This window comes from Kribbella sp. NPDC049227 (assembly GCF_043197265.1).
Lineage (GTDB): Bacteria > Actinomycetota > Actinomycetes > Propionibacteriales > Kribbellaceae > Kribbella.
In genome coordinates this window covers 662,076-685,088 of the sequence record NZ_JBICST010000003.1, presented here as the reverse complement: position 1 = coordinate 685,088, position 23,013 = coordinate 662,076, and the positions used below count along the sequence as shown (strand labels likewise).

The window sequence follows — 23,013 nt, the reverse complement described above, 5'->3', positions numbered from 1 at the left end:
CTTGCACCAGGCGCATTCCGGTTAGCGTTCGGGTATGACGGTTTCGCTGGATCTCGTGGATGTCGACTCGTTGCTGACCGAGGAGGAGGTCGACGTACGGGCGACGGCTCGGCGGTTCGCGGACGAGCGGTTGCGGCCGGCGTTGCCGGAGTGGTTCGAGACGGCGAACATCCCGGCGCGAGAGCTGGCGAAGGAGCTGGGGGCGCTCGGGTTCCTCGGGATGCATCTGACCGGCTACGGGTGCGCCGGGGTCGGACCCGTCGCTTATGGACTCGCCTGCCTGGAGATCGAGGCAGCGGACTCCGGGATGCGGTCGCTGGTGTCGGTGCAGGGGTCGCTGGCGATGTACGCGATCTGGAAGTACGGCAGTGACGAGCAGAAGGACGAATGGCTCCCCCGGATGTCCGCGGGCGAGGCGATCGGCTGCTTCGGCCTGACCGAGCCCGACTTCGGCTCCAACCCGGCCGGCATGCGCACGAACGCCCGCCGCGACGGCGACGACTGGGTGCTGAACGGTTCGAAGATGTGGATCACCAACGGCTCCGTGGCCGACGTCGCGGTCGTGTGGGCCCGGACCGACGACGGCGTACGCGGCTTCGTCGTACCGACCACGACGCCTGGCTTCTCCGCACCGGAGATCAAGCAGAAGATGTCGCTGCGGGCATCGGTCACGTCGGAGCTGGTGCTGGAAGACGTACGGTTGCCGGCGTCCGCCATGCTGCCCGAGGCACGCGGCCTGTCCGGGCCGCTCGGCTGCCTGAACGAGGCCCGCTTCGGCATCATCTTCGGCGCGATGGGTGCGGCCCGCGACTGCCTGGAGACGACGATCGCGTACGCCGGTGAGCGGATCGTGTTCGACAAGCCGCTGGCGGCGTACCAGCTGACCCAGGCGAAGCTCGCCGACATGGCGGTCGAGCTGAACAAGGGCATCCTGCTCGCCGTCCATCTCGGCCGCCTCAAGGAGAAGGGCACACTGCGCCCGGAGCAGGTCAGCGTCGGCAAGCTCAACAACGTCCGCGAGGCGATCGCAATCGCCCGCGAGTGCCGCACGATCCTGGCCGCGAACGGCATCAGCGGCGAGTACCCGATCATGCGGCACGCCAACAACCTGGAGTCCGTCCTCACCTACGAGGGCACTTCGGAGGTCCACCAACTCGTCATCGGCCAGGCGCTGACCGGGCACGCGGCCTTCCGCTGACGCATGGTTCGAGAGCTGATCGGGTACCAGGAGTGAGATCAGCTACTCAACGTGACCGCCTCAGGAGGTCAGGAAGGAGCCGGTATGAGGATCGGGGCCGGAATCGCGCTCATCGCGGCGGGAGCCATCATCGCGTTCGCCGTGCGGGACACGTCCGACACTCTGAACCTCACCGCCCTGGGGATCATCATCATGCTCGGTGGCGCCGCCGGAATCTGGCTGTCGTACCGGCTGGCCAACCGGCGCCGGGGTCATGACGACGTGGTGGTGATCGACCCGGAAGTCGAGAAGCAGTACAACACCGCCCCGCCCGACCGAGTCGCCGACCATCCCATCGACGTCACCCCGACGCACCTGCGCGAGGACTCGGCGAACCACCGCCGCACCCAGAACTGATCCGCTCTCGGGTCTAAGCTTCCCGCCGTGACAGCGCGGCGGGGTTGGGCAGCAGCGGTCTTTGCCGTAGTGGTCGTGCTGGTCGCGGCCGGTCTCGTCGTACGACGACTGGACCGTGACGACCCGCCGACAGCGGGGACGTCGGTCACAGCGTCGCCGACGCCTTCTCCCAGCACGACGCCTTCATCCAGCCCGACGCCTTCATCCAGTCCGACGCCGATCGTGCAGTCCTCGACGCGGACCACGACGGCGTCCCTCGCCGCGGAGAACCGGGTGGTGACGGCCAACGCCCTGTACCGCGCGGGTCGCCTGCCGGCGTCGCGATGCAAGGAGCCGTCTGTCCGGCCGACAACTGTGGCGAACGTGCGGAAGTACTACACGGAGTTCGTCCCCTGCCTGGACAGGGCCTGGGCCCCGCTGATCCGCAAGGCCGGGTTCACCTTCTGGGCCCCGCGCGTGGAGGTCATCACCGGCCAGACCAGGACCATGTGCAGCGTGAGTGATTCGGCGGCGTACTGCGACGGCGTGATCTCGATGGACGCGAACTACGACCTCGCGAACTACCGCAACGACAATCAGCTGTGGGCGCGCACCACGATGGCGCATCTGGTGGCGCATGAGTACGGCCATCACATCCAGCGGCTGACCGGCATCGCGGCGGCGTCCTACGCTCGGTCGACGGCCATGAGCAGCGCCAACGCACGACTGGTCGAGAGCCGCCGTCTGGAGCTCCAGGCTTCCTGCCTGAGCGGCAGCTACCTCGGTGCGGACCGGCGCTACTTCCCCGCCACCGGAGGATGGTTGCAGCGATGGCTGTGGACGGTGCAGCACCGCGGCGACGAGTGGAACCCCACTCGCAGCCATGGCAACAGCACCAGCCACAGCCGCTGGACCCGACGCGGGTTCAACGCCGCGTCGGCATCGGTCTGCAACACCTTCACGGCGTCGGCCGCAAGCATCGCCTGACTCAGAGGGCCTTCAGCAAGTAGTCACACTCGTCCGCGTGGGTGCGGACCACCGTGCCGTCGGCAGCCTGCTCGGTCCATTCGTCGACGACGGGCGGGCCCGACCACGGCAGATAGTCCAGGCGCTCGTACAGCCTGCGGGCCTTGGGGTTGTCGGCGCCGACGGCCAGGCCGATGGCCGACTTGTTCCACTCCCCCGCGATCGCCTCGGCGACGCGGATGATCGCCGTACCGACGCCTTGGTTGTGGACGACGGCGCTGAGGGCGTTGATCTCGGCCGGATCGGCGTCGGCGCGGACCTCGGCGTACTTCGACTCCCTGAGCAACATCGTCTGGCCGACGATCTCGCCGTCGCGGTGGGCCAGCAGGAACAGACCGTCACCGCATTCCTGGATAGCCCAGCGGGCGCGGAGGTGATGCTGCGCTGCCGGATGCTCGGCGACGCCTGCGATCAGCCGTTCGACATCGGCGGGCGTCGCGGGTCTGATGTCCATTCGCAGACTTTAAGACTGACTGAAGCGTCGTCGCGACCGTAAATCATGGACAGGAATCGTGAGTTGCTGGAGCGGTTGTGGCCGACCGACGACCAGTTGGCGCTGTCGGCGGAGGCCGAACACGAGTTGCGCGCCGAGGACTACGTGCTGGAGATGCCGCAGTCCGGCGAGCGCATCGTCGGGCGGGACCGGATGCGGGCGATGCAGCGGGAATACCCCGCGCCACCGTCGATCCAGATCCTGCGCATCACCGGTGCGGGCGACCATTTCGTCGTACTGGGTCGTTCGGACTACAGCGGCGACATCTACTACGTCGCGAACGTCGTCGAGTTCAAGGATGGACGGATCGCGCGCGAGACCCGGATCTACGGGTCGCCGTTCGATCCGCCGGAGTGGCGCGCGAAGTACGCCGAGTGACTACTTGGCGACCTCGGTGGCGCGGGACTCGCGGACGACCGTGACCCGGATCTGGCCCGGGTACGTCAGCTCCTCCTCGACCTGCTTGGCGATGTCGCGCGCCATCACCTGCGCGGCGATGTCGTCGACCGCGTCCGGCAGCACCATCACGCGGATCTCCCGGCCGGCCTGCATCGCGAACACCTTCTCGACACCGTCGTGGTGCATCGCGATCTCCTCGAGCCGCTCGAGCCGCTGCACGTATGCTTCCAGCGATTCGCGCCGCGCACCCGGCCGGCCGCCACTGACCGCGTCCGCGGCCTGGGTCAGTACGGCCTCGACGGTTCGCACCTCGACCTCGTTGTGGTGCGCCTCGATGCAGTGCACGACGTCGTCGTTCTCGCCGTACTTGCGGGCCAGCTCCGCACCCACGATCGCGTGGCTGCCCTCGGACTCGTGCGTGAGCGCCTTGCCGATGTCGTGCAGGAACGCGCCGCGCTTGCACAGCTTGGGATCCAGCCCGAGTTCGGCCGCCATCATGCCGGCGATGTGCGCCGACTCGATCAGGTGCTTCAGCACGTTCTGCCCGTACGACGTGCGGTACCGCAGCAGGCCCATCGTCCGGATCAGCTCGGGGTGCAGGTCGGTGATGCCGACCTCCGCCATCGCGTCCTCGGCCGCACGCTCACACAGCTCGGCGACCTCGCCGCGACTGCGCTCGTAGATCTCCTCGATCCGGCTCGGGTGGATCCGGCCGTCCAGCACCAGTGAATCCAGGGTCAGCCGCGCGGTCTCCCGGCGTACCGGATCGAAGCAGGACAGCAGCACGGCTTCGGGGGTGTCGTCGATGATCAGGTTGACGCCCGTGGTCTGCTCGAACGACCGGATGTTGCGACCCTCGCGGCCGATGATCCGGCCCTTCATGTCGTCGCTCGGCAGGTGGACCACCGAGACGACCGACTCGCTGGTCTGCTCCGACGCCAGCCGCTGCACCGCGCCGGTGATGATCTTGCGTGCCTTGGTCTCGCCCTCGTCCAAGGCCTGCCGCTCGATCTCACGGACGATCGAATGCGCGTGCCGCTTCGCCTCCGCCTCGATCGACGCGACCAGCTCCGCCTTCGCCTGCTCGGAGCTGAGGTTGGCGACGCCTTCCAGGATCCGGCGGCGTTCCTCGTCGAGGTTCCTGATCTCGGCCTTGCGCTGGTCCAGCTCGGCGAGTTGCGCGGTCAGCTCGGTCTGGCGTTCCTCGATCGAACGGTGCTGCTCGTCGAGCCGCTCCTCACGCTCGGTCAGCCGGTGGTCGCGGCGCTCCATCTCCAGCCGCTGCTCCCGCAGGTCGTCCCGGATCGACTGGGCCTCGGTCTCGGCCTCCCGGCGTACGTCGGACGCGCGGTGCTCGGCCTCACGCCGTACCTCGGAAGCGCGGTCCTCCGCGGCGCGGCGGATCTCCTCGGCGCGTTTCTCGGCCGTCTCCGCGCGGGTCCGCAGTACGGCGGCCTCCTCCTCGGCCTGGCGGCGTACCAACTCCGCGGCGGACTTCGCGCCCGCGGCGATGGTGGCTGCCTCGAGTTGGGCGTTGGCGGCGGCAGCGGTGTTGTCGGCGGCCTTGCGGCGGGAGAGCGTGAAGCCGATCCAGGCCAGCAGGCCCGCGATCAGCAGTCCGATCAGGGTCAGCCCGACTGACGTCGCTGTCGGCATGGCCGCGAGTGACATCGGCCTCTCCCCTCGTCGAGTCACGCACCGGGCGGGACTGTGGCGTCGGTCGAAGGGATCCGCCAACGGTCGAGGAGACGGTACGGCTGAACGCACCACCGGGGTCTCCGGGGTGCGCGGTCCGTCCGTTGTGACGGTACTGCTCGCTGACGGTGCCGATCGTGACCGCTGCCGTCGCCGTTTCCGGGTGTGCGTCACCCAGGAACAGACTTCAGGCCGCTGTCACCGCCGGATCCGTCCGCCGCGGTGCCATCCAATCGACGGCGTACGAGTCGCCGTCGTCATCCTTCAGCTCGTTCGAGCGTGGTTTCGTGTTTTCTCCGGCCGGTCAGCCGGTCATCAACCGACCCGCCGGTGCTATGTCCGCCACCGTCAGGTGGAGTGATCCCTTACTGATTCCGAGGCTAAGCGCGCCCCACCACCCGGTCAAGAAGGACACTCACACCCCACCCACCCAAACCACCCACCCGAGTGGTCTACTCCACACCCACCGTTGTGCTCGGGGCCTCAACCAGCAACGAAGTCGCGAACCACGCCCACCACGGTGACCAGGAACGCACCGACGGCGATCAGCACGTTCAGCCGCTCGTACCTCGGCTGACTCGCCTTCGCCGTGACAGCGCGGCCCGGCTTCGGCTGCGGTTCTGCCCGCACGGCCACGAGACCGTCGAAGTCGTCCCGCGGCCACATGAGGCTCGGTAGGCCGACGTACCTCAGTCCGCGAACCAACCGGGGCAGACCACGTTTGCTGCCGACGTGGTACTTGCAAGTCCCGATCAGTCCCCGGACCAGCCACTTGCACGGTTGATGCCTCTGGGTTTCGACCCTGCACATGGCCAACTGCAGGAACACGACATAGACCAGCCACATCAGCGCGAGATACAGAGCCGTCCGCCAGCTGTGGCTGTAGATCGCGAGCGCTGCGCAACCCGCCAGGAGCCATCCCCACGAACGGAACTGCGCCGACCGCCTCCCACCGCGCCGTCGCGTTCTGCCCATGCCATCCTCCCCAGGATGACACTCTAGGTTTGCTCGACTACTCTCCGCGTTGCTGTACGGCGGGTCGCCTTGACATCGAGCACTCCCGCGCAATGCGTGCGGCAGCCGTCCTCGGTGTGGGAGGACGACTGCCGGGTTCGCGCTGTGGCGGATTGGGTCAGGGGCGGGGGCCGGGGAGGTCGTTGGACTCCTGGCCGGTGACGGTGCTGCCGGTTTGGGTGCCTTCGGGGGTTGAGCCGGCTGAGCTGGTCGGCTCGGTGGACGGGTCTGGCGCGTCGCCGCCGACTACGCCGCCGTCGACTGCTTCCTCGGTCGACTCGGCCGCATCACGGGCCGCCTCGGTGGTGTCGCTGCCTGCTTGGGTGGTGTCACGGGGAGGCTCGGGGGCCTCGCCGGTGGTCGCGGGGTCGACGCCGCCGCCGGGCGACGGGACTCCGCCCGCCTCGCCCTCGGGGGTCTGGCCGTCGACGTAGTCGCCGACCTTCTTCTGCATGGCGTCGATCTTCTCCGCGTGTTTCCCGCCGGTCTGCTTGTCGATCAGGTCGCCGGCCTTCTCCACACCGGCTTTGATCTTGTCCGGGTTCTGCTTGACGACGTTCCGGAGCCAGTTCTTCGCCTGTTCCTGGAAATCGCTCATTGCACCCTCCGCGGTGTCAGGGGCGGATCGACGAAAATCCCCAGCGTACGGGCCGGACCAAACACCGGCCCCACTTCGGATAACACACCGTCACACCGCACCCGTCAACGCCCCTCGCCGCCCACACCCCGCAGATTCCGCCCTTCACTCTCCGTCCGCACCGCGTCCGGCGGCTAAGTCTTGCTCTTGCCGAGGTGCGCTTTCGCCACCGCCGCCGGTGCATAGACCAGCCAACCGTCGAGGAGCGCCTCTCTCAGAAGGGTCTCCGGGACAACGTCCAGTTGGATCAGGACCGCGGCATAACCATTGAAATGCGGGATCGTGAAGAATCCGTCGGCCGACCGAGCCGCCAACACCGCTTCCTTCTCGCCGAGATCCTCCACCCGGACCGCGAGAATCGGTCCGTCCGGTGGGGCTTCATCGCCGAAGCGGCGCAGGTCCGCCTTGCTGAAAGGCCGCTCCCAGGCGTACGCCTTGCCCGCGACAGCCCAGGTGCGATTGCCGTACTTCGTCGTCTCCACGGTCTCGGGCAATGCCGCGACCAGCCGCTCCACGTCCTCCAGGGTCGCCATGACCCTCAAGCTACAACGTCGTTCAGCCATCCACCGCACGATGGCGTGACCAGGCGATGGGACGATCGCCTGGGCACGCCGGTTCGTCAGAGACGGTGGCGGGAGCCGCGTTCCTGGTGCGGAACCACCTGCGCGGCACCGGGGAAGGTCGGGGCCGGGAACCGCGCGGTCTCGTAGGTGGCCAGGTTCAGCCGGGAACCCGTCTCCGGGAGCAGCGGAGGCTTCGCGGCGTGGTCCTGACGGAAGACTGAGGTGAGGTCACCGAAGGTCTTCCGACGCCACTGGCTGATGTTGGTCTCGCGTACGCCGGTCAGCTTCTCCAGGAACTGCAGCACCGAGGTGTGGTCGAACCTCTGGCTGGTCACCCACCTCACGGTGGTGGAGGCTCGTCCATCTGCCGGTGGCAGCAGCGGGTTGGGACTGGCTTGGGCTGCGGTGGAATCAGTCGGGTTCTAGGCCGGAGGGGTCCAGGAGTGGGAGTTCTTCGTGGCTGGCGGCGAGCTCTTGCTTGATGACTGTCATTGCGAGCCCACCGGGGTAGCCCTTGCGGGCCAGCATTCCGAGCAGGCGGCGCATCGCAACCTGGCGGTCGAGCGAACGCATCGACCGGAGCTTGCGGCGAACCAGAGCGCGGGCGGTTTCTTCCTCCTGGTCCGGATCCAGTTCGTCCAGCGCGTCGCGCGCCAACTGATCGTCCACACCCCGACGGCGGAGCTCCTGGGCCAGAGCTCGTTTGCCGAGCCCGCGACCGCGGTGCCGAGACTCGACCCACGCGTTCGCGAAGGCCGCGTCGTCGATCAACCCGACCTCGGTGAACCGATCCAGCACCTCCTCTGCCACGTCCTCCGGAATCTCCCGCTCGGCCAGCAGATCCGCCAACTCAGCCCGCGTCCGCGGCTGCCCGGTCAGCTTGTCCAGCAAGATCGTTCGCGCCACCGACTGCGGATCCTCTACCCCATCCAACTGGGGATCCCCAGGCCCGTCGGGCTCATCCGCCGACCGCCGACTCCCCCGCCGACCCCCACCAAAACTCCGCCGAGCCGCCGTACGCCGCCCGCGAGTCCCAGTCCCACCCGAAGACTCCCCACCCCCCGAAGCCCGCTCCGCCGTACGCCGAGCCGGGCTCGTATCCAGCGACTCCTCCACAGGAACCTTGCGACCCCGAGCTGGGCCTGCTTCCACCGGGTCGTCCACAGGAACCGTTCGACCTCGACGTGGGTTTGGGTCCGTCGGGTCTGCTCCGGGGAGCGTCGGGTCGGCCGCGGGGACAGTTCCACGTCGAGCCGGGCTCACGTTCGACCGGTCCGCCGCGGGAACTGCCGGGTCGCTCGACTCCACCTCTGAGGTAGTTGCCTCCGTGGAGCTGCCTGCGGACCTGTGTTCGCCTGATGTCTGAGCAACAGGTGATCGCTCGCCGGCAGGCTGGCTGGTTGTGGCTGCTGCACGTCGACGCAGGTTGGGTCCGGCCGGGTTATCAGCAGCCGAACCATCTGAGTCGCCCCACGGATCAACCACAGCCGAGCTCTGGTCCCGCGCGGGATTGCGCCCCGGCTGATCGTTGCCTGACGCCCCGGTCGCTACCTCGGACTGGGCGAGTGCACGATCGCGATTGGTCGTGTCTCGCGCCGGGCTCGGCTCCGGGGTGTCGGCGGCAAACGCTCGTGCTTCCGCCTGCCGGTCAGCGCTCCTCGCCTCGGAGGCTCGTACGACGGTCTCGTCCAGATCGCCCCACGGGTCGACAGGCTTCGGATCCGAGCCACGTCTCGAAGTATTCCGGGGCCGGCGGCGCTGACTCGAGGTTTCTGCGCTCCCGTCCGCCAGTTCCCCAGTGCTGCTCGAGGGGGCTTCGGAGTCTGCCCATGGGTCATCGGCCCCGGCGGTTCGCCTGATCCTGCCGGCGCGAGGCCGGGCTGCCGTCGGGTCCAACGGATCGTCATCCGCGAACGAATCCGACCATGATTCGGCGCGATTGGTACCGGAGCTGCGATCACGGCCCGCACCACGCGAGGCTCGCCGACCCGAACGGCTCTCCTTAGACCGACGACCAGCCCGGGATGCGTCTCCGGACGGTTCGTTGCCTTCGCCGGGTCCTGCCGCAGCGCCACCGGCTGCTGCCGGGCCGCGGGCGAGGAGGTCTCGGGCCAGGGCCAGGCGATCGGCGTGTGGGAGAGACAGCGCCGCGGGGGCAGCGTTGTCGGCAGTGGACTGCCGAGAAGCGCTGCCACCCGCGGTGGGGTGATCAGAAGTCGACATCGACCTCGGCCGTGGCGGCCGCGTCGGCCGGTGCGTCCAGCGTCGGGCCGATGCCCATCTTCTCCTTGATCTTCTTCTCCAGCTCGTTGGCCAGATCGGGGTTGTCGCGCAGGAAGTTCCGCGCGTTCTCCCGCCCCTGACCGAGCTGGTCGCTCTCGTAGGTGAACCAGGCACCGGCCTTGCGGACGAAGCCCTGATCCACACCGAGGTCGAGCAAGCTGCCCTCACGGCTGATGCCCTGGCCGTAGATGATGTCGAACTCGGCCTGCTTGAACGGCGGGGCCACCTTGTTCTTCACGACCTTGACGCGGGTCCGGTTACCGACGACGTCGGTACCGTCCTTCAGCGACTCGATCCGGCGCACGTCCAGCCGCACCGACGCGTAGAACTTCAGCGCCTTACCACCGGTCGTCGTCTCCGGGGAGCCGAACATGACGCCGATCTTCTCGCGCAACTGGTTGATGAAGATCGCGGTCGTGTTCGTCCCGCTGACCGCACCGGTCATCTTCCGCAGCGCCTGGCTCATCAGCCGGGCCTGCAGACCGACGTGGCTGTCACCCATCTCACCCTCGATCTCGGCCCGCGGCACCAGCGCGGCCACCGAGTCGATCACGACGATGTCGATCGCGCCGGAGCGGACCAGCATGTCGGCGATCTCCAGCGCCTGCTCACCGGAGTCGGGCTGCGAGACCAGCAGCGCGTCGGTGTCGACGCCCAGCTTCCGCGCGTACTCCGGGTCGAGGGCGTGCTCCGCGTCGATGAAGGCCGCGATCCCGCCGGCGCGCTGAGCGTTCGCGACCGCGTGCAGGGCGACAGTCGTCTTACCGGAGGATTCCGGACCGTAGATCTCCACCACGCGACCGCGCGGCAGACCGCCGATCCCGAGCGCGATGTCGAGCGCGATCGACCCGGTCGGGATGACCTCGATCGGCGGCCTGTTCTGCTCCCCGAGGCGCATCACCGAACCCTTGCCGCACTGCCGCTCGATCTGCGTCAGCGCAGTCGCGAGCGCCTTCTCGCGATCGCTCGCCGCGCGCTCCGCACTCGCCGTTGCACCAGCCATGTGACTGCCACCTGACCCATCTCATAATCGGGGCCGCTTCCCAGCCGCCCGGAGGACTTCTCGTGTCGCCAGAGAAGGTATCCATCACGTCGGACAGTTTTCGCCGCCACTTCGAATCTGTGGACAACTTCGGCCCTCCGGCGCACCTTCAGGCACCAAACTATCCCGAACACCTGTTCGAATCGCAACTGACACGCCGAAGTCTGCCCGGGCAACCACCCTGGACCGCCCACTGCCTACCCTTGCGGGCGTGGCAGACCGTCCCGACGTCCCCGACGCAGCCGTCGTCCTGGCTCTCAGCCGGGTCGAGTTCGGCGTCGACTCCGTGCTCGACGCACTCCGTACTCAGGACCCGTTCGGCATCCGCAGCATCCTGATCGAGTACTCCGCGCAGGAGCGCCCCAACCTGGCCGAGAAGGCCCTCATCCTGGCCATCGACCGGCTGTTGAAGATGAAGGTGCCCGGTCACACCGAGTGGCCGACGCTGCCGTTGGCCGATCGCTGCGACTGGTGGGTGGAGCGACTCGGCGGGTTCGCCGCGATCGTCGCGGGCCTCCCCCGAATCAGCGGCGCGGCCGCGGACCGCCTCCCGATCAAGGACACGCTCGGTGCGGCCGTCCAGGCCATGGTCATCGGTGCGGTCTGCCGCGAGTACGGCGTCGAAGCGCATGCCGACCGTACGGCGGTGATCGCACGCATACTCACCGACCGGCCCATCACGCCGGACGACGTCCTCGAGTACGACGACCCGACCTCGGCCGGCCAGGACGTCGCCAAGCAGTTGGGATTCGGCGACGAGTCCGAGGAAGCCGGTCTGCGCAAGGGCGTCCGCCTCGTGTGGCGGATCAGCAAGCTGTTCGGCGGGCTCGGCGACGTGTTCGAGGAGCGCCCCCGCGGCAGCCTCGGGGCCAGACTCGTCGGCAAGCTGCCGGTGGTCGGGATGGTCGGTGGCTTCTTCGACGAGCGCCTGGCCATCCGCAAAGCGGCGTACCGGACTGCGGATCTCCTCACCACCAGCGCGTTCCGGGTCAAACCGGTCTGAGCCCAGGACTGGGGGCACGGACGTCGGCCTGGGATGATCTCGGCATGACTGGGATCGTCATCGTGCGTCCGGACGACAGCTGGCCCGCGCAGTACGAGAAGACCGCTCGGGTGGTGAGCGAACTGCTGGGCGAGACCGCACAGCGGATCGATCACATCGGATCGACGTCCGTACCGGGACTGCCCGCCAAGGACATCATCGACATGCAGGTGACTGTCGCGACGGAGCCGGAGCTCGACGACGTGGTGGAGCGCATGGCCGCCGCGGACTGGGAGGTCCGCCCACCGAAACGCGACCACCCGGTGCCTGGCCTCCCGGCCGACGACCTGCAGTGGGTCAAGCGAATACTGGTGGAGCCGATGTACCGACGGCGCGTGAACCTGCACATCCGCGTCGCTGGTCGAGCCAACCAGCGCTATGCGCTGCTGTTCCGGGACTACCTGCGCAACCACCCGGACACCGCTCGCGCCTATGGGGAGTTCAAGAGGCGAGCGGCTGCGTTGCCGATCGAGTCGACGGCGGAGTACTCCGATCTGAAGGACCCGGTCTGCGATCTCATCTACCTGCCAGCCGAGGAGTGGGCCGCCCGTACCGGCTGGACTGCCTGAAACACAGGGTGAGGGCAGTACTACTCCGGGGTCGTTGACCCTGTCGCGGTGCAGCCACCACGCTGGATTCGGGGGGTACGTGGCGTCCCTCCAAAGGGGGCGTGGTTCGGGTGGGCGGAGTGGGTCGGCTGGCGAAGTTGCCGTGCGGCAAGGTGTCGAAGTGGATCGTGCTGGGACTGTGGATCGTGGCCATGGCCGCCGCGTTCAGTCCGGCCGGCAAGCTGACGGGCGCTCAGGAGAACGACGCCGTCTCGTGGCTGCCAGGCAAGGCGGAGTCCACCGAGGTCCTGAAGGCGACGCAGCAGTTCTCGTCGCCGGATGAGATCCCGGCAGTGCTCGTGTACGAGCGACCGTCCGGAATCACTGCGGCCGATCGGCAAGCGGTCACGCAACACCTGGCGCAGTTCGCGCAACTCGAGAACGTCGACCGCGAGGTGGTCGGGCCGCTGCCGTCCGAAGACGGCAAAGCCCTGCAGGTCCTCGTACCCATCAACGCGGGCTCCGGAGGCTGGGAGACGATCGGCGCACGCGCGGACGACATCAGACGCGTTGCCGCGGACCGGCCGGACGGTCTGTCGTTCCACCTGACCGGACCGGGCGGATTCGCCGCTGATTCGCAGGAGGCGTTCGCCGGTATCGACGGCAAACTCCTGTACTCCGCCGCGGCTGTGGTGATCATCATCCTGCTGCTGACCTATCGCAGTCCGGTGCTCTGGTTGCTGCCACTGGTGTCGGCAGGTGTCGCACTCTTCGCAGCGCAGGCTGTCGTCTACTACCTCGCCACCAAGGCGGATCTGACCGTCAACGCCCAGAGTGCAGGCATTCTGACCGTTCTGGTGTTCGGTGCTGGGACGGACTATGCCTTGTTGCTGGTCGCCCGCTATCGGGAAGAGCTCCGAAGGCACGAGGACCGGCACGAAGCCATGGCCTTCGCCATGCACCGCGCGGGCCCGGCGATCGTCGCCTCCGGCTCAACTGTGGTGGCAGGCATGCTCTGTCTGCTCTTCGCGTCGATGAACTCGACCCGTGGCCTTGGACCGGTCGCAGCAGTCGGCATCGTCGTCGCACTCCTTGCCATGCTGACTCTGCTACCGGCTCTGCTCGTCATCTGCGGCCGCTGGGTGTTCTGGCCGCTCCGTCCGACGTACGGCTCGGACGACCACACCGAGAACAGTGTCTGGGGTCGCATCGGACGGCGAATCGCCGTACGTCCGCGGCTGACCTGGATCACGACGTCCGTCGTCCTGGGGATCGCGGCCCTCGGCATCTTCCGCCTGGACCCGACCGGACTGTCCAACGAGGAGTCGTTCGTCGGTACGCCGGACTCCGTGGTCGGCGAGAGGATCCTGGCGACCCACTTCCCGGCCGGTGCGGGCAACCCGCTGGTCGTGGTCAGCAACGAGGCCCAGGCAGAACAGGTCCGTACGGCGATGGCCTCGACGCAAGGCATCGCGTCGGTGGCGGAACCGCGGACGGCCGATGGGTTGGCGTACCTCGAGGGCACCATGACGGACGCGGTGGACAGTCAGGCCGCGAAGGACACCGTGGATCGCGTCCGCGACGCCGTGCACGCCGTACCGGGTGCCGACGCGCGTGCCGGTGGTGGTGCGGCGATTCTGCTCGACACCCAGCGGGCGGCCGATCAGGACAACAAGGTGATCATCCCGATCGTGCTCGTGGTGGTGTTCCTCATCCTCGCGCTGCTGCTGCGGGCGCTGCTCGCACCGGTGTTGCTGGTGGCAACGGTCGTGCTGTCGTTCGCCGCGGCGCTGGGGATCAGCGCCCTGGTGTTCGACGCACTCGGGTTCGAGGGGGCGGACACGTCGCTGCCGTTGTTCGTCTTCGTCTTCCTGGTTGCCTTGGGCATCGACTACAACATCTTCCTGATGACGCGCGTGCACGAGGAGTCGAAAGTGCACGGCACCCGGCGTGGTGCGCTGATCGGCGTCGCCGCGACCGGAGGAGTGATCACGTCGGCCGGACTGGTGCTGGCGGGGACGTTCGCGGTGCTGGCGACACTGCCGGTGGTGGCGTTCGCCGAGATCGGCATCGCGGTTGCGCTCGGCGTCCTGCTCGACACCATCGTGGTTCGCTCGGTGCTGGTCACCGCGCTCAACCTGGACGTCGGCCGGCACCTGTGGTGGCCGAGCAAGCTGGCACACAAGCGCGATCCGGAGCCTGCCGACGAACTGCCTGAGCCAGAGCCCGAGCTGACCGGCAGCTGACAGTCAGCGTTCGCTGGGCGGTAACTGCAGGTGGGCCCAGACGGCACGCCAGACGGTCTTGGCGTGCTCGCCGTCGGCCAGTGCCTCGACGACCGTCCGGCCGCCGAGGTCGCGGACGACCTGCGTCTCGGCCCAGGTCCGTGCGTACGCGGGACCGAGATGCTGGTCCATCCGCGCCCAGAACTCCGTCAGTCTCATGCCTGCCCGTCGTCGTCCTTCGGTGGTTGTCCCCAACCACCCTGTGAGCCGTCCTGCGGTCCAGGCCGGCCCTGCTGAGGCGGCGGCGCCGGCCGCTGTCCTGGACCGGGCTGTCCCTGACCAGGCTGCCCCGGACCGGGCTGTCCCGGACCAGGTTGTCCCGGACCAGGTTGCTGGCTTTGGCCGGGCTGCTGCCCCCAGCTGCCCTGCCCCTGCTGCGGCGGCTGTCCTTGCTGACCCCATTGCCCCTGCTGAGGCTGTCCAGGGTACTGCGGCTGCCCAGGCTGCCCCGGGTACGGCGCCTGACCTGGCCGCCCCTGACCCGGCTGCCCCTGACCCGGTTGACCCGGGTACTGCCCTGGTTGGCCGCCGTACTGCCCTGGCTGACCCGGTTGGCCGCCTGGCGGGTAGCCGCCCTGCCCGCCGTACCCAGGCTGACCCGGGTACTGACCCGGCTGGCCGCCGTACTGCGGGCCCCACTGTCCCTGCTGCGGTTGGCCCGGATACTGCCCCGGGTACTGCGCGTACGCCTGTTGTCTCCTGCGACCACGCAGTACGAAGAACACCACCGCTGCAGCGGCCAGCAACAGCAGTACGACGATCACGATGATCAACCAGAGCGGGAAGGTGCTGCCCGCCTCCGACGTCAGCGACACCTTGCCGAGCTTGTCCAGGCTGTCGTACGTCGCCGTCCGGCCACTGATCGACGCACCGTCGTCGTGCTCGAGGATCTTGCCCGGCATGGTGATCTTGAAGTTCACCGACGGCTGCGTGCCGGACGGGACCTGACCGAGATCGGAGTCCTTCACCGAGACGATGATCCGGTCGCCCTCCTTGCGGAAGCCGACGCCCTCACCGGTCGACGTGCCCATCTTCTCGAACGGAACACTGTCGAACTGGCAGGTGGAACCGACGTACTGATCGTCCTCGAACGGCTTGCAGCTGACACCGTCGGTGGTCAGCTGCTTGATGGCGTCCTCGACCCGGCCGCGGATCTTCTCCAGCGACTGGCCGCTGGACTCCACCAGTTGCTTGTCGACGCCCATCTCCATCGTGCCCGAGACCGTCTCGTTCGAGCTGACCTTGAGGTCGGCGTCGAGCTTCACGCATCCGGTGAGCGCGACCAGGCATGCCACGACGACAAGCGCTGCACGTACGCGGTTGATCATGCCCACGATCATTCCAGAAGGTGCGGACATCGCCCTCGGCCCGGGGCGATCCGGGCGGGCGTGAAAACTGTCGGCGGTACCCGGCAAGATGGGCGACGTGACGAAAACCAGCGCGTTGAGCCGGTTCTCGCCCGCGACCCGGGCGTGGTTCGGCGACGTCTTCGAGGCGGCCACCCCGGCCCAGCTCGAGGCGTGGGACGCCATCACCGCGGGCCGGGATGCGCTGGTGGTCGCCCCGACGGGTTCAGGCAAGACTCTCGCCGCTTTCCTGTGGGCTCTGGACCGCCTGGCCACGACTCCCCCGCCGGACGACCCGAAGCTGCGGTGCCGGGTGCTGTATGTCTCGCCGCTGAAGGCCCTCGCGGTCGACGTCGAGCGCAACCTGCGCGCGCCGCTGATCGGGATCCGGGAGACGGCGCGGCGGCTCGGTGAGGCGCCGCTCGAGATCGAAGTCGCGGTGCGCTCGGGAGACACGCCGGCCGGTGAGCGACGCCGCTTCGCCACCAGGCCGTCCGACGTACTGATCACCACGCCGGAATCGCTCTTCCTGTTGCTGACGTCGCAGGGACGCGAGTCGCTGCGCGGCGTGGAGACCGTCATCATCGACGAGGTGCACGCGGTCGCCGGGACGAAGCGCGGCGCACACCTGGCGCTCACTCTGGAGCGGCTGGACTCGCTGCTGCCCCAACCTGCGCAACGCATCGGCTTGTCGGCGACCGTGCGACCGGTCGACGAGGTGGCGCGCTTCCTCGGCGGCGAGCGGCCGGTGACCGTCGTCCAGCCCAAGTTCGCCAAGCAGTGGGACCTGAGTGTCGTCGTGCCGGTCGAGGACATGGCCGAGCTGGCGAGCACCGAGCTGGAGACGTCCGGATCGGCCGCCGGTCCGCCGCAGCACGCATCGATCTGGCCGCACGTCGAGGAGCAGGTTTTCGACCTGATCGCGCAGCACAACTCCACGATCGTCTTCGCCAACTCACGCCGCCTCGCCGAGCGACTCACCGCCAGGCTGAACGAGATCGCCGCCGAGCGAGCCGAGCTGGAGCTTGCCGAAGCCGGTTCGCCGGCGCAGGTGATGGCTCAGTCCGGTGCCTCGCTCGCCGCTCCGCCGCTGGTCGCGCGGGCGCACCACGGTTCGGTCAGCAAGGAGCAGCGACAGCTGATCGAGGCCGATCTGAAGTCGGGGCGGCTGCCGTGTGTGGTCGCGACGAGCAGTCTCGAGCTCGGCATCGACATGGGCGCGGTCGATCTGGTGGTCCAGGTCGAGGCGCCGCCGTCGGTGGCCAGCGGGTTGCAGCGGGTTGGCCGCGCCGGTCACCAGGTGGGTGCGGTGTCGCGCGGGGTGCTGTTCCCCAAGTTCCGCGGCGACCTGATCGACACGGCTGTCGTCGTGCAGCGGATGCGGGACGGGCTGATCGAGAGCCTGCACATCCCGGCCAATCCGCTCGACGTACTGGCGCAGCAGATCGTCTCGATCGTCGCGCTGGACACGATCGACGCCGACGAGCTCTTTGCTCTGGTACGACGCTGTGCCCCGTTCGCGACGCTGCCACGATCGGCGTACGACGGCGTGCTCGACATGTTGTCGGGCCGGTATCCGTCGGACGAGTTCGCCGAGCTGCGACCGCGGATCGTGTTCGACCGGGTCAGCGGCGAGATCTCTGGCCGGCCGGGCGCACAGCGGCTGGCGGTGACCAGCGGTGGAACGATCCCCGATCGCGGGTTGTTCGGTGTCTTCCTGGTCGGCGAGTCGACCAACCATCGCGTCGGCGAGCTGGACGAGGAGATGGTGTACGAGTCGCGGGTGGGCGACGTGTTCACGCTGGGGGCGTCGAGCTGGCGGATCGAGGACATCACGCACGACCGGGTGCTGGTCTCTCCGGCGCCCGGACAGCCTGGGCGGCTGCCGTTCTGGAAGGGTGACGCGGTCGGCCGTCCAGCCGAGTTGGGTGAGGCGACCGGTGCGTTCATCCGGAAGATGGCCTCCCTCCCGGCGGGCAGGGCGGTCGAGCGTGCGCGAGCGGCCGGCCTGGACGAGTACGCGGCGAACAACCTGGTCTCGTACCTCGCCGAGCAGCGGGACGCGACGAGTCGGGTGCCCGATGACGTGACCGTGGTCGTCGAGCGGTTCCGCGACGAGCTGGGCGACTGGCGGGTCTGCGTGCATTCGCCGTACGGCGGTCAGGTGCACGGACCGTGGGCGCTGGCGATCGCGGCGAGACTGCGCGAGCGCTACGGGATGGATGCCCAGTCGGTATCGGGGGACGACGGGATCGTGCTGCGGTTGCCGGAGACGGACGAGGCGCCGCCGGGTGCGGAGCTCGTGCTGTTCGACCCGGCAGAGATCGAGGACCTGGTCACCGGGGAGGTCGGCGGGTCGGCGCTGTTCTCTGCGCGGTTCCGGGAGTGCGCTGCGCGGGCGTTGCTGCTGCCCCGGCGGAATCCTGGGCGGCGTTCGCCCCTGTGGCAGCAGCGGCAACGGTCTGCGCAGCTCCTGAGTGTGGCGAGCAAGTACGGCTCGTTCCCGATCGTGCTGGAGACACTGCGCGAGGTGCTGCAGGACGTCTACGACCTGCCGGCGCTGAAGGAGCTGCTGACCGGGATCAGCGAGAGGCGGATCTCGGTTGTCGAGGTGGAGACGTCCGAGGCCTCACCGTTCGCGAAGTCCTTGCTGTTCGGCTATGTGGGCGCCTTCATGTACGAGGGAGACACACCTCTCGCGGAGAAGCGTGCGGCCGCGCTCGCGCTGGATCAGAGCCTGCTGGCGGAGCTCCTCGGGCGGACCGAGCTGCGTGAGTTGCTCGACGCCGAAGTGGTTCTGCGGACCGAGGCCGAGCTGCAGCGGCTCGCCGAGGATCGCCGTGCCCGCGATGGCGAAGGGTTGTTCGACGTACTGCGGATGGTCGGTCCGCTCTCGTTGTCCGAAGCGTCGCAGCGCTGCGTTGACGGTGCTGATGCGGAGTCCTGGCTGACCGAGCTGGCGGCGGCTCGCCGAGTGGTGCGCGTCCGGATCGCCGGCGAGCATCGGTGGGCCGTGGTCGAGGATGTCGCACGTTTGCGGGATGCGCTCGGCGTACCGCTGCCACCAGGGGTTGCCGAGGCGCATGCCGAGCCGGTCGCCGATCCGCTCGGGGATCTGGTGTCGCGGTACGCGCGGACGCACGGGCCGTTCCGGGCGATCGACCTTGCGACGCATCTGGGCATCGGTGTCGCCGTCGTCACCGACGCGTTGCGGCGGCTAGGTGCTGCGGGGCGCGTGGTCGAGGGCGAGTTCCTGCCCGGAGGCATCGCGCTGGAGTGGTGCGACAGCGAGGTGCTGCGCCTGCTCCGGCGGAGGTCGCTGGCCGCATTGCGCAAGGAGGTCGAGCCGGTCGATCCGTCGGCGCTCGCGCGCTTCCTGCCTGCTTGGCAGGGCATCACCAGTAGCCGCGGGCGTGGGTACGACGTACTTCTCGGAGCGGTCGAGCAGTTGGCGGGATGCGCCGTGCCGGCGTCGGCGCTGGAGTCGATCGTGCTGCCGTCGCGGGTGCCGGGGTACCAGCCGTCGATGCTGGACGAGTTGACGGCGACCGGTGAGGTCGTGTGGGCGGGTTCGGGTTCGCTGCCGGGGACCGACGGGTGGGTGTCGTTGCATCTGGCGGACAACTGTGACCTGACGCTGCCCGATCCGGATCCGTCGTTCGAGCCCGGGGAGACGCATCAGGCCGTGCTGGACGCATTGTCGGGTGGCGGTGCGTTCTTCTTCCGTCAGTTGAGTGATGTCGTCGGCGCAGCCTCGGGTGTGGTGGACGATCAGACGCTGGTCGGTGTGTTGTGGGATCTCGTCTGGGCCGGACATCTGACAAATGACACGCTCGCGCCGGTGCGATCACTGGTCGGCGGAGGTCGCGGCAGTCACCGGACCCGTCGTACGACGCCTCGTGCTCGGCCGGGTCGTCCGATCCGGCCAGGCCGCCCGGCGATGCCGGCGCGCAGTGGTCCTCCGACCGCTGGTGGGCGCTGGTCGCTGCTGCCGGAGCGGAATGAGGATGCGACCCGGCGAGCACATGCCGCGGCCGAGACGCTGCTCGATCGGTACGGGATCGTCACGCGCGGCTCGGTGATCACCGAGCGGACGCCGGGTGGGTTCGCGGCGGTCTACAAGGTGCTGAGCGCCTTCGAGGAGTCCGGGCGGTGCCGTCGCGGATACTTCGTGGCCGGCCTCGGTGCGGCGCAATTCGCGCTGCCTGGCGCAGTCGACCGGCTGCGTGCGATGGCCGAGCTACCTGGCACAGCGGCGAGCGCCGATATCCGACCTGTTCGAATTGGTGCGGGCCGCAACCGCCGAGATGAGGAGTTGTCGGCACGGGCCGTCGTACTGGCGGCCTCCGACCCGGCGAACCCTTACGGCGCGGCCCTGCCCTGGCCGGAGCGCGAGAGTGCGAGCGGGCATCGACCCGGGCGGAAGGCCGGAGCCCTGGTCGTGATGGTGGATGGACAGCTGATCGTGTACGTCGAGCGCGGCGGGCGGACCGTGCTGAGCTTCGCCGAGGACCCGGATCTGCTGCAGCCGGCCGTCGACGCGCTCGCGCTGTCGATCCGCGACGGCCAGCTCGGGAAGCTGAGCGTGGAGACAGCCGACGGCGAGCAGGTCAGGCACACCGCGTTCGGCGACGCTCTGGCCAAGGCCGGCTTCCATGCGACGCCGCGGGGCCTGCGGCTACGGGCCTGAGCCATGCCCGAGGGAGACACCGTATGGCGAGCGTGCAAGCGGCTCCACGAGGCGCTCAGCGGGCAGGAGCTGACGGCGACCGACTTCCGCGTGCCGACGCTGGCGACGACTGATCTGAGCGGCCGGACCATGCTCGAGGTCATTGCGCGCGGCAAGCACCTGCTGATGCGCGTCTCCGGTGGGGTGACGATCCACAGCCACTTCCGGATGGACGGGACCTGGCACTTGTACCGGCCTGGCGAGCGTTGGCACGGCGGGCCGGACCACCAGATCCGCGCCGTGCTGGAGACCGCGGCGTGGAAGGCCGTCGGCTACCGGCTGCCGGTGCTCGAGTTGGTGGCGACGGACGCCGAAGACACCGTGGTCGGCCACCTCGGGCCGGATCTGCTGTCTCCTTCGTTCGACCGCGACCAGGCGATCGCGAACCTGGAGGCCGATCCCGCACGAACCATCAGCGAGGCACTCCTGGACCAGCGGAACCTGGCCGGGATCGGGAACTTCTACCGCAGCGAGGTCTGCTTCCTGCTCGGTCTCGACCCCTGGAGACCGGTCTCGGACGTCGACATCCCCGCCGCCGTCGACCTGAGCCGACGGCTGATGAAAGCCAATCTGCGCAACGGCACCCAGGTGAGTACCGGCATCGACCGGCCCGGCCAGCGGTCTTGGGTGCACGAGCGCGCCGGCAAACAGTGCAGGCGCTGCGGCACGACGATTCGGACGGCGTCGATCGGCGAACCGACCCGCGAGCGGGTCAGCTACTGGTGTCCGGTGTGCCAGCCCGGCGCGCCGGACGGTGAGCTCGCGAACTGACCTGTGGACAACCCCGGCGACGGGCCGGAACACGGATATCTTCTCCGGCGTATCGAACATCTGTTCGAACGAGAGGAGAAGGTGATGTGCGACCGGTGCGGTGGTTTGACCGACGAGCAGTACTCGCGGCAACTGGTCCAGAACATCCAGACCTACGGCTGGACGATGCAGTACGTCGACGGCGACGGCGACCGCAATCCCGGGTTCGGCTACTCGCTCGGGCTCAGCCTGCTCGATCATCCGGAGATCATCGTCTTCGACGCCGATCCACGGTGGGCCTATCTGGGTGTGAAGCCGCTCGCCTGGGCGGTGATGGCAGGCGCGGCGTTCGACGAGGGTGACGACCTGTCGGAGTACTTCCCGCCGCCGGAGCAGGCCGAGTTGCTGCGGTTTCCCGACTCGGCGACACATCTGTTCACCGCGAACAGCATGTTCAGGGAGCCCGGCGCCGGCCCGATACCAGCATTGCAGCTGATCTGGCCGACCAGGACCGGCCTGATCCAGCCGGTCGCTCCCGGACGGAGCGTGTGATGAGGTGCCTGAGCGTGGTGTCAGGCGGCGGAGGCAACGACCTCGGGCTCGATGGCCGGATGCGTCAGGACCAGGGCCTCTTCGCGGGCCAGATCCTCGCTGACCTCGGCGAACACTGTCGACAGCGGGACCTCGAGAGCCATGCAGATCGCCGCGAGCAACTCGCTGGAGGCTTCCTTCTGACCGCGCTCCACCTCGGACAGGTAGCCGAGACTGACGCGCGCGTCGGCGGATACCTCGCGGAGGGTGCGCCCCTGGCGCAGCCGCTTACGCCGCAGTACGTCGCCCAGCAGGCCACGAACCAGCACCATGAGCTTTCTCCCTTCCGCCTGTCCGGTCGTCTCTACCCGCACGGTAGCCCGACCGTAGGAACCAACGGTACCCGTTGCTGGGTCACTACTCGTCGCAATGTCCAGCTTCGGTGCGCCGTGCCAGTCTGCCCTACCTCTCCCCATGCTGGTCTCAACACACCGATCAGTCGAGATCTTCCGGCACAAGATCGACGGCGAGTTCCAGAACTGCCTGCACGCTCCGCCTGCGGACAGTTGCCCGGTCACCGCTCAACGCGAGCTTCCGCACCCGCACAGTGCCCGGTCCGGCCACGGCGACGTACACAATCCCGGCCTCAATGCCGTCCTGTGGGTCGGGTCCGGCCACACCGGTCGTCGCCAGCCCGTAGGTGGCGTCCAGACGCTCTCGTACGCCGTTGGCCAGGGCTTCGGCCGTGTCCGGGTGAACTGGCCCCACAGCCGCCAGCAGGTCCTCAGGCACGCCGGCCAGCTGGGCCTTCAGATCGGTCGCGTAGACGACCAGACCGCCCCGGTAGACGGCCGACACGCCGGGTACGTCGGTCAGCGTCGCGCCGACCAGTCCGCCCGTCAACGATTCAGCAGTGGCCAGGGTCTCGCCACGGTCCTTCAGCCGCGCGACCAACAGCCGTACTGCCTCTCCTAACTCGTCGTCCGCTCCCCCACCAACTACGACGCCGTCCGCCACTGCAGCCTCCATCCGCTCGACACCAGTCACCTATCCAGCC

The 23,013-nt window shown here is 68.5% G+C and carries 22 protein-coding genes; 10 read left to right on the top strand and 12 right to left on the bottom strand.

Annotation, left to right across the window (positions count from 1 at the left end):
- Positions 1–34: 34 nt before the first annotated feature.
- The 3 genes from ACGFH6_RS15460 to ACGFH6_RS15450 all read left to right on the top strand — a co-directional run bounded on the left by ACGFH6_RS15460 (position 35) and on the right by ACGFH6_RS15450 (position 2,560).
- Positions 35–1,198, top strand: coding sequence for an acyl-CoA dehydrogenase family protein (locus ACGFH6_RS15460; protein ID WP_393384088.1), 1,164 nt, complete (start codon positions 35–37; stop codon positions 1,196–1,198).
- Between the two features lie 84 nt (positions 1,199–1,282).
- A complete protein-coding gene (locus tag ACGFH6_RS15455; RefSeq protein WP_393384087.1) occupies positions 1,283–1,594 on the top strand; it encodes a DUF6458 family protein in 312 nt (103 codons plus the stop codon).
- 27 nt (positions 1,595–1,621) lie between these two features.
- Positions 1,622–2,560 (top strand): neutral zinc metallopeptidase, encoded by a 939-nt coding sequence (locus tag ACGFH6_RS15450; protein ID WP_393384085.1) that lies wholly within the window; start codon positions 1,622–1,624, stop codon positions 2,558–2,560.
- A gap of 1 nt (position 2,561) precedes the next feature.
- Here the strand turns inward: ACGFH6_RS15450 and ACGFH6_RS15445 are convergent, their stop codons facing one another.
- A complete protein-coding gene (locus ACGFH6_RS15445; protein ID WP_393384083.1) occupies positions 2,562–3,053 on the bottom strand; it encodes a GNAT family N-acetyltransferase in 492 nt (163 codons plus the stop codon).
- Between the two features lie 45 nt (positions 3,054–3,098).
- Here ACGFH6_RS15445 and ACGFH6_RS15440 point away from each other — a divergent pair, with 45 nt between their 5' ends.
- Positions 3,099–3,470 (top strand): nuclear transport factor 2 family protein, encoded by a 372-nt coding sequence (locus tag ACGFH6_RS15440; protein ID WP_393384081.1) that lies wholly within the window; start codon positions 3,099–3,101, stop codon positions 3,468–3,470.
- On the opposite strand, the gene rny is transcribed toward ACGFH6_RS15440, so the two are convergent.
- From rny to recA, 7 genes are all read right to left on the bottom strand, one after another.
- Positions 3,471–5,162 carry a ribonuclease Y gene (gene rny, locus ACGFH6_RS15435; RefSeq protein ID WP_393384079.1) on the bottom strand — a complete coding sequence of 564 codons (1,692 nt, stop codon included), beginning with the start codon at positions 5,160–5,162 and terminating at the stop codon, positions 3,471–3,473. It abuts the gene before it with no gap.
- A 507-nt stretch (positions 5,163–5,669) separates the two neighbouring features.
- Positions 5,670–6,161, bottom strand: coding sequence for a hypothetical protein (locus tag ACGFH6_RS15430; RefSeq protein ID WP_393384077.1), 492 nt, complete (start codon positions 6,159–6,161; stop codon positions 5,670–5,672).
- A 157-nt stretch (positions 6,162–6,318) separates the two neighbouring features.
- A complete protein-coding gene (locus ACGFH6_RS15425) occupies positions 6,319–6,798 on the bottom strand; it encodes an antitoxin (protein WP_393384075.1) in 480 nt (159 codons plus the stop codon).
- Positions 6,799–6,971: 173 nt separating this feature from the next.
- Positions 6,972–7,370 (bottom strand): MmcQ/YjbR family DNA-binding protein, encoded by a 399-nt coding sequence (locus ACGFH6_RS15420; RefSeq protein ID WP_393384073.1) that lies wholly within the window; start codon positions 7,368–7,370, stop codon positions 6,972–6,974.
- A gap of 86 nt (positions 7,371–7,456) precedes the next feature.
- Entirely contained in the window at positions 7,457–7,735 is a 279-nt protein-coding gene (locus ACGFH6_RS15415; RefSeq protein WP_393384071.1) for a hypothetical protein, read from the bottom strand.
- Positions 7,736–7,811: 76 nt separating this feature from the next.
- The gene (locus tag ACGFH6_RS15410; protein WP_393384069.1) at positions 7,812–8,306 is read right to left on the bottom strand and encodes a regulatory protein RecX; all 495 of its coding nucleotides are present in this window, start codon (positions 8,304–8,306) and stop codon (positions 7,812–7,814) included.
- Between the two features lie 1,303 nt (positions 8,307–9,609).
- Positions 9,610–10,686, bottom strand: a complete 1,077-nt coding sequence (recA, locus tag ACGFH6_RS15405; RefSeq protein WP_131351723.1) for a recombinase RecA — start codon at positions 10,684–10,686, stop codon at positions 9,610–9,612.
- Between the two features lie 250 nt (positions 10,687–10,936).
- Here recA and ACGFH6_RS15400 point away from each other — a divergent pair, with 250 nt between their 5' ends.
- From ACGFH6_RS15400 to ACGFH6_RS15390, 3 genes are all read left to right on the top strand, one after another.
- The gene (locus ACGFH6_RS15400) at positions 10,937–11,728 is read left to right on the top strand and encodes a hypothetical protein (protein ID WP_393384067.1); all 792 of its coding nucleotides are present in this window, start codon (positions 10,937–10,939) and stop codon (positions 11,726–11,728) included.
- Between the two features lie 44 nt (positions 11,729–11,772).
- Positions 11,773–12,336 (top strand): GrpB family protein, encoded by a 564-nt coding sequence (locus ACGFH6_RS15395; protein WP_393384065.1) that lies wholly within the window; start codon positions 11,773–11,775, stop codon positions 12,334–12,336.
- 110 nt (positions 12,337–12,446) lie between these two features.
- A complete protein-coding gene (locus ACGFH6_RS15390; RefSeq protein WP_393384063.1) occupies positions 12,447–14,561 on the top strand; it encodes an MMPL family transporter in 2,115 nt (704 codons plus the stop codon).
- 3 nt (positions 14,562–14,564) lie between these two features.
- Here the strand turns inward: ACGFH6_RS15390 and ACGFH6_RS15385 are convergent, their stop codons facing one another.
- Both ACGFH6_RS15385 and ACGFH6_RS15380 read right to left on the bottom strand, forming a co-directional pair.
- Positions 14,565–14,759: a DUF3046 domain-containing protein gene (locus ACGFH6_RS15385; RefSeq protein WP_131351713.1), complete on the bottom strand. Its 195-nt coding sequence runs from the start codon at positions 14,757–14,759 to the stop codon at positions 14,565–14,567.
- On the bottom strand, positions 14,756–15,928 hold the full coding sequence (locus tag ACGFH6_RS15380; RefSeq protein WP_393384061.1) for an LppM family (lipo)protein: 1,173 nt from the start codon (positions 15,926–15,928) through the stop codon (positions 14,756–14,758). The genes ACGFH6_RS15385 and ACGFH6_RS15380 overlap by 4 nt, the downstream gene beginning before the upstream one ends.
- An 88-nt stretch (positions 15,929–16,016) precedes the next feature.
- Here ACGFH6_RS15380 and ACGFH6_RS15375 point away from each other — a divergent pair, with 88 nt between their 5' ends.
- The 3 genes from ACGFH6_RS15375 to ACGFH6_RS15365 all read left to right on the top strand — a co-directional run bounded on the left by ACGFH6_RS15375 (position 16,017) and on the right by ACGFH6_RS15365 (position 21,977).
- On the top strand, positions 16,017–20,636 hold the full coding sequence (locus ACGFH6_RS15375; protein ID WP_393384060.1) for an ATP-dependent helicase: 4,620 nt from the start codon (positions 16,017–16,019) through the stop codon (positions 20,634–20,636).
- 3 nt (positions 20,637–20,639) lie between these two features.
- Positions 20,640–21,446 (top strand): Fpg/Nei family DNA glycosylase, encoded by an 807-nt coding sequence (locus ACGFH6_RS15370; RefSeq protein WP_393384058.1) that lies wholly within the window; start codon positions 20,640–20,642, stop codon positions 21,444–21,446.
- Between the two features lie 84 nt (positions 21,447–21,530).
- Positions 21,531–21,977, top strand: a complete 447-nt coding sequence (locus tag ACGFH6_RS15365) for a DUF4262 domain-containing protein (protein WP_393384056.1) — start codon at positions 21,531–21,533, stop codon at positions 21,975–21,977.
- A 20-nt stretch (positions 21,978–21,997) separates the two neighbouring features.
- On the opposite strand, the gene ACGFH6_RS15360 is transcribed toward ACGFH6_RS15365, so the two are convergent.
- Positions 21,998–22,288 carry a helix-turn-helix domain-containing protein gene (locus ACGFH6_RS15360; protein WP_131351698.1) on the bottom strand — a complete coding sequence of 97 codons (291 nt, stop codon included), beginning with the start codon at positions 22,286–22,288 and terminating at the stop codon, positions 21,998–22,000.
- Positions 22,289–22,451: 163 nt separating this feature from the next.
- Positions 22,452–22,985, bottom strand: coding sequence for a CinA family protein (locus ACGFH6_RS15355; protein ID WP_393384054.1), 534 nt, complete (start codon positions 22,983–22,985; stop codon positions 22,452–22,454).
- Positions 22,986–23,013: the final 28 nt, after the last annotated feature.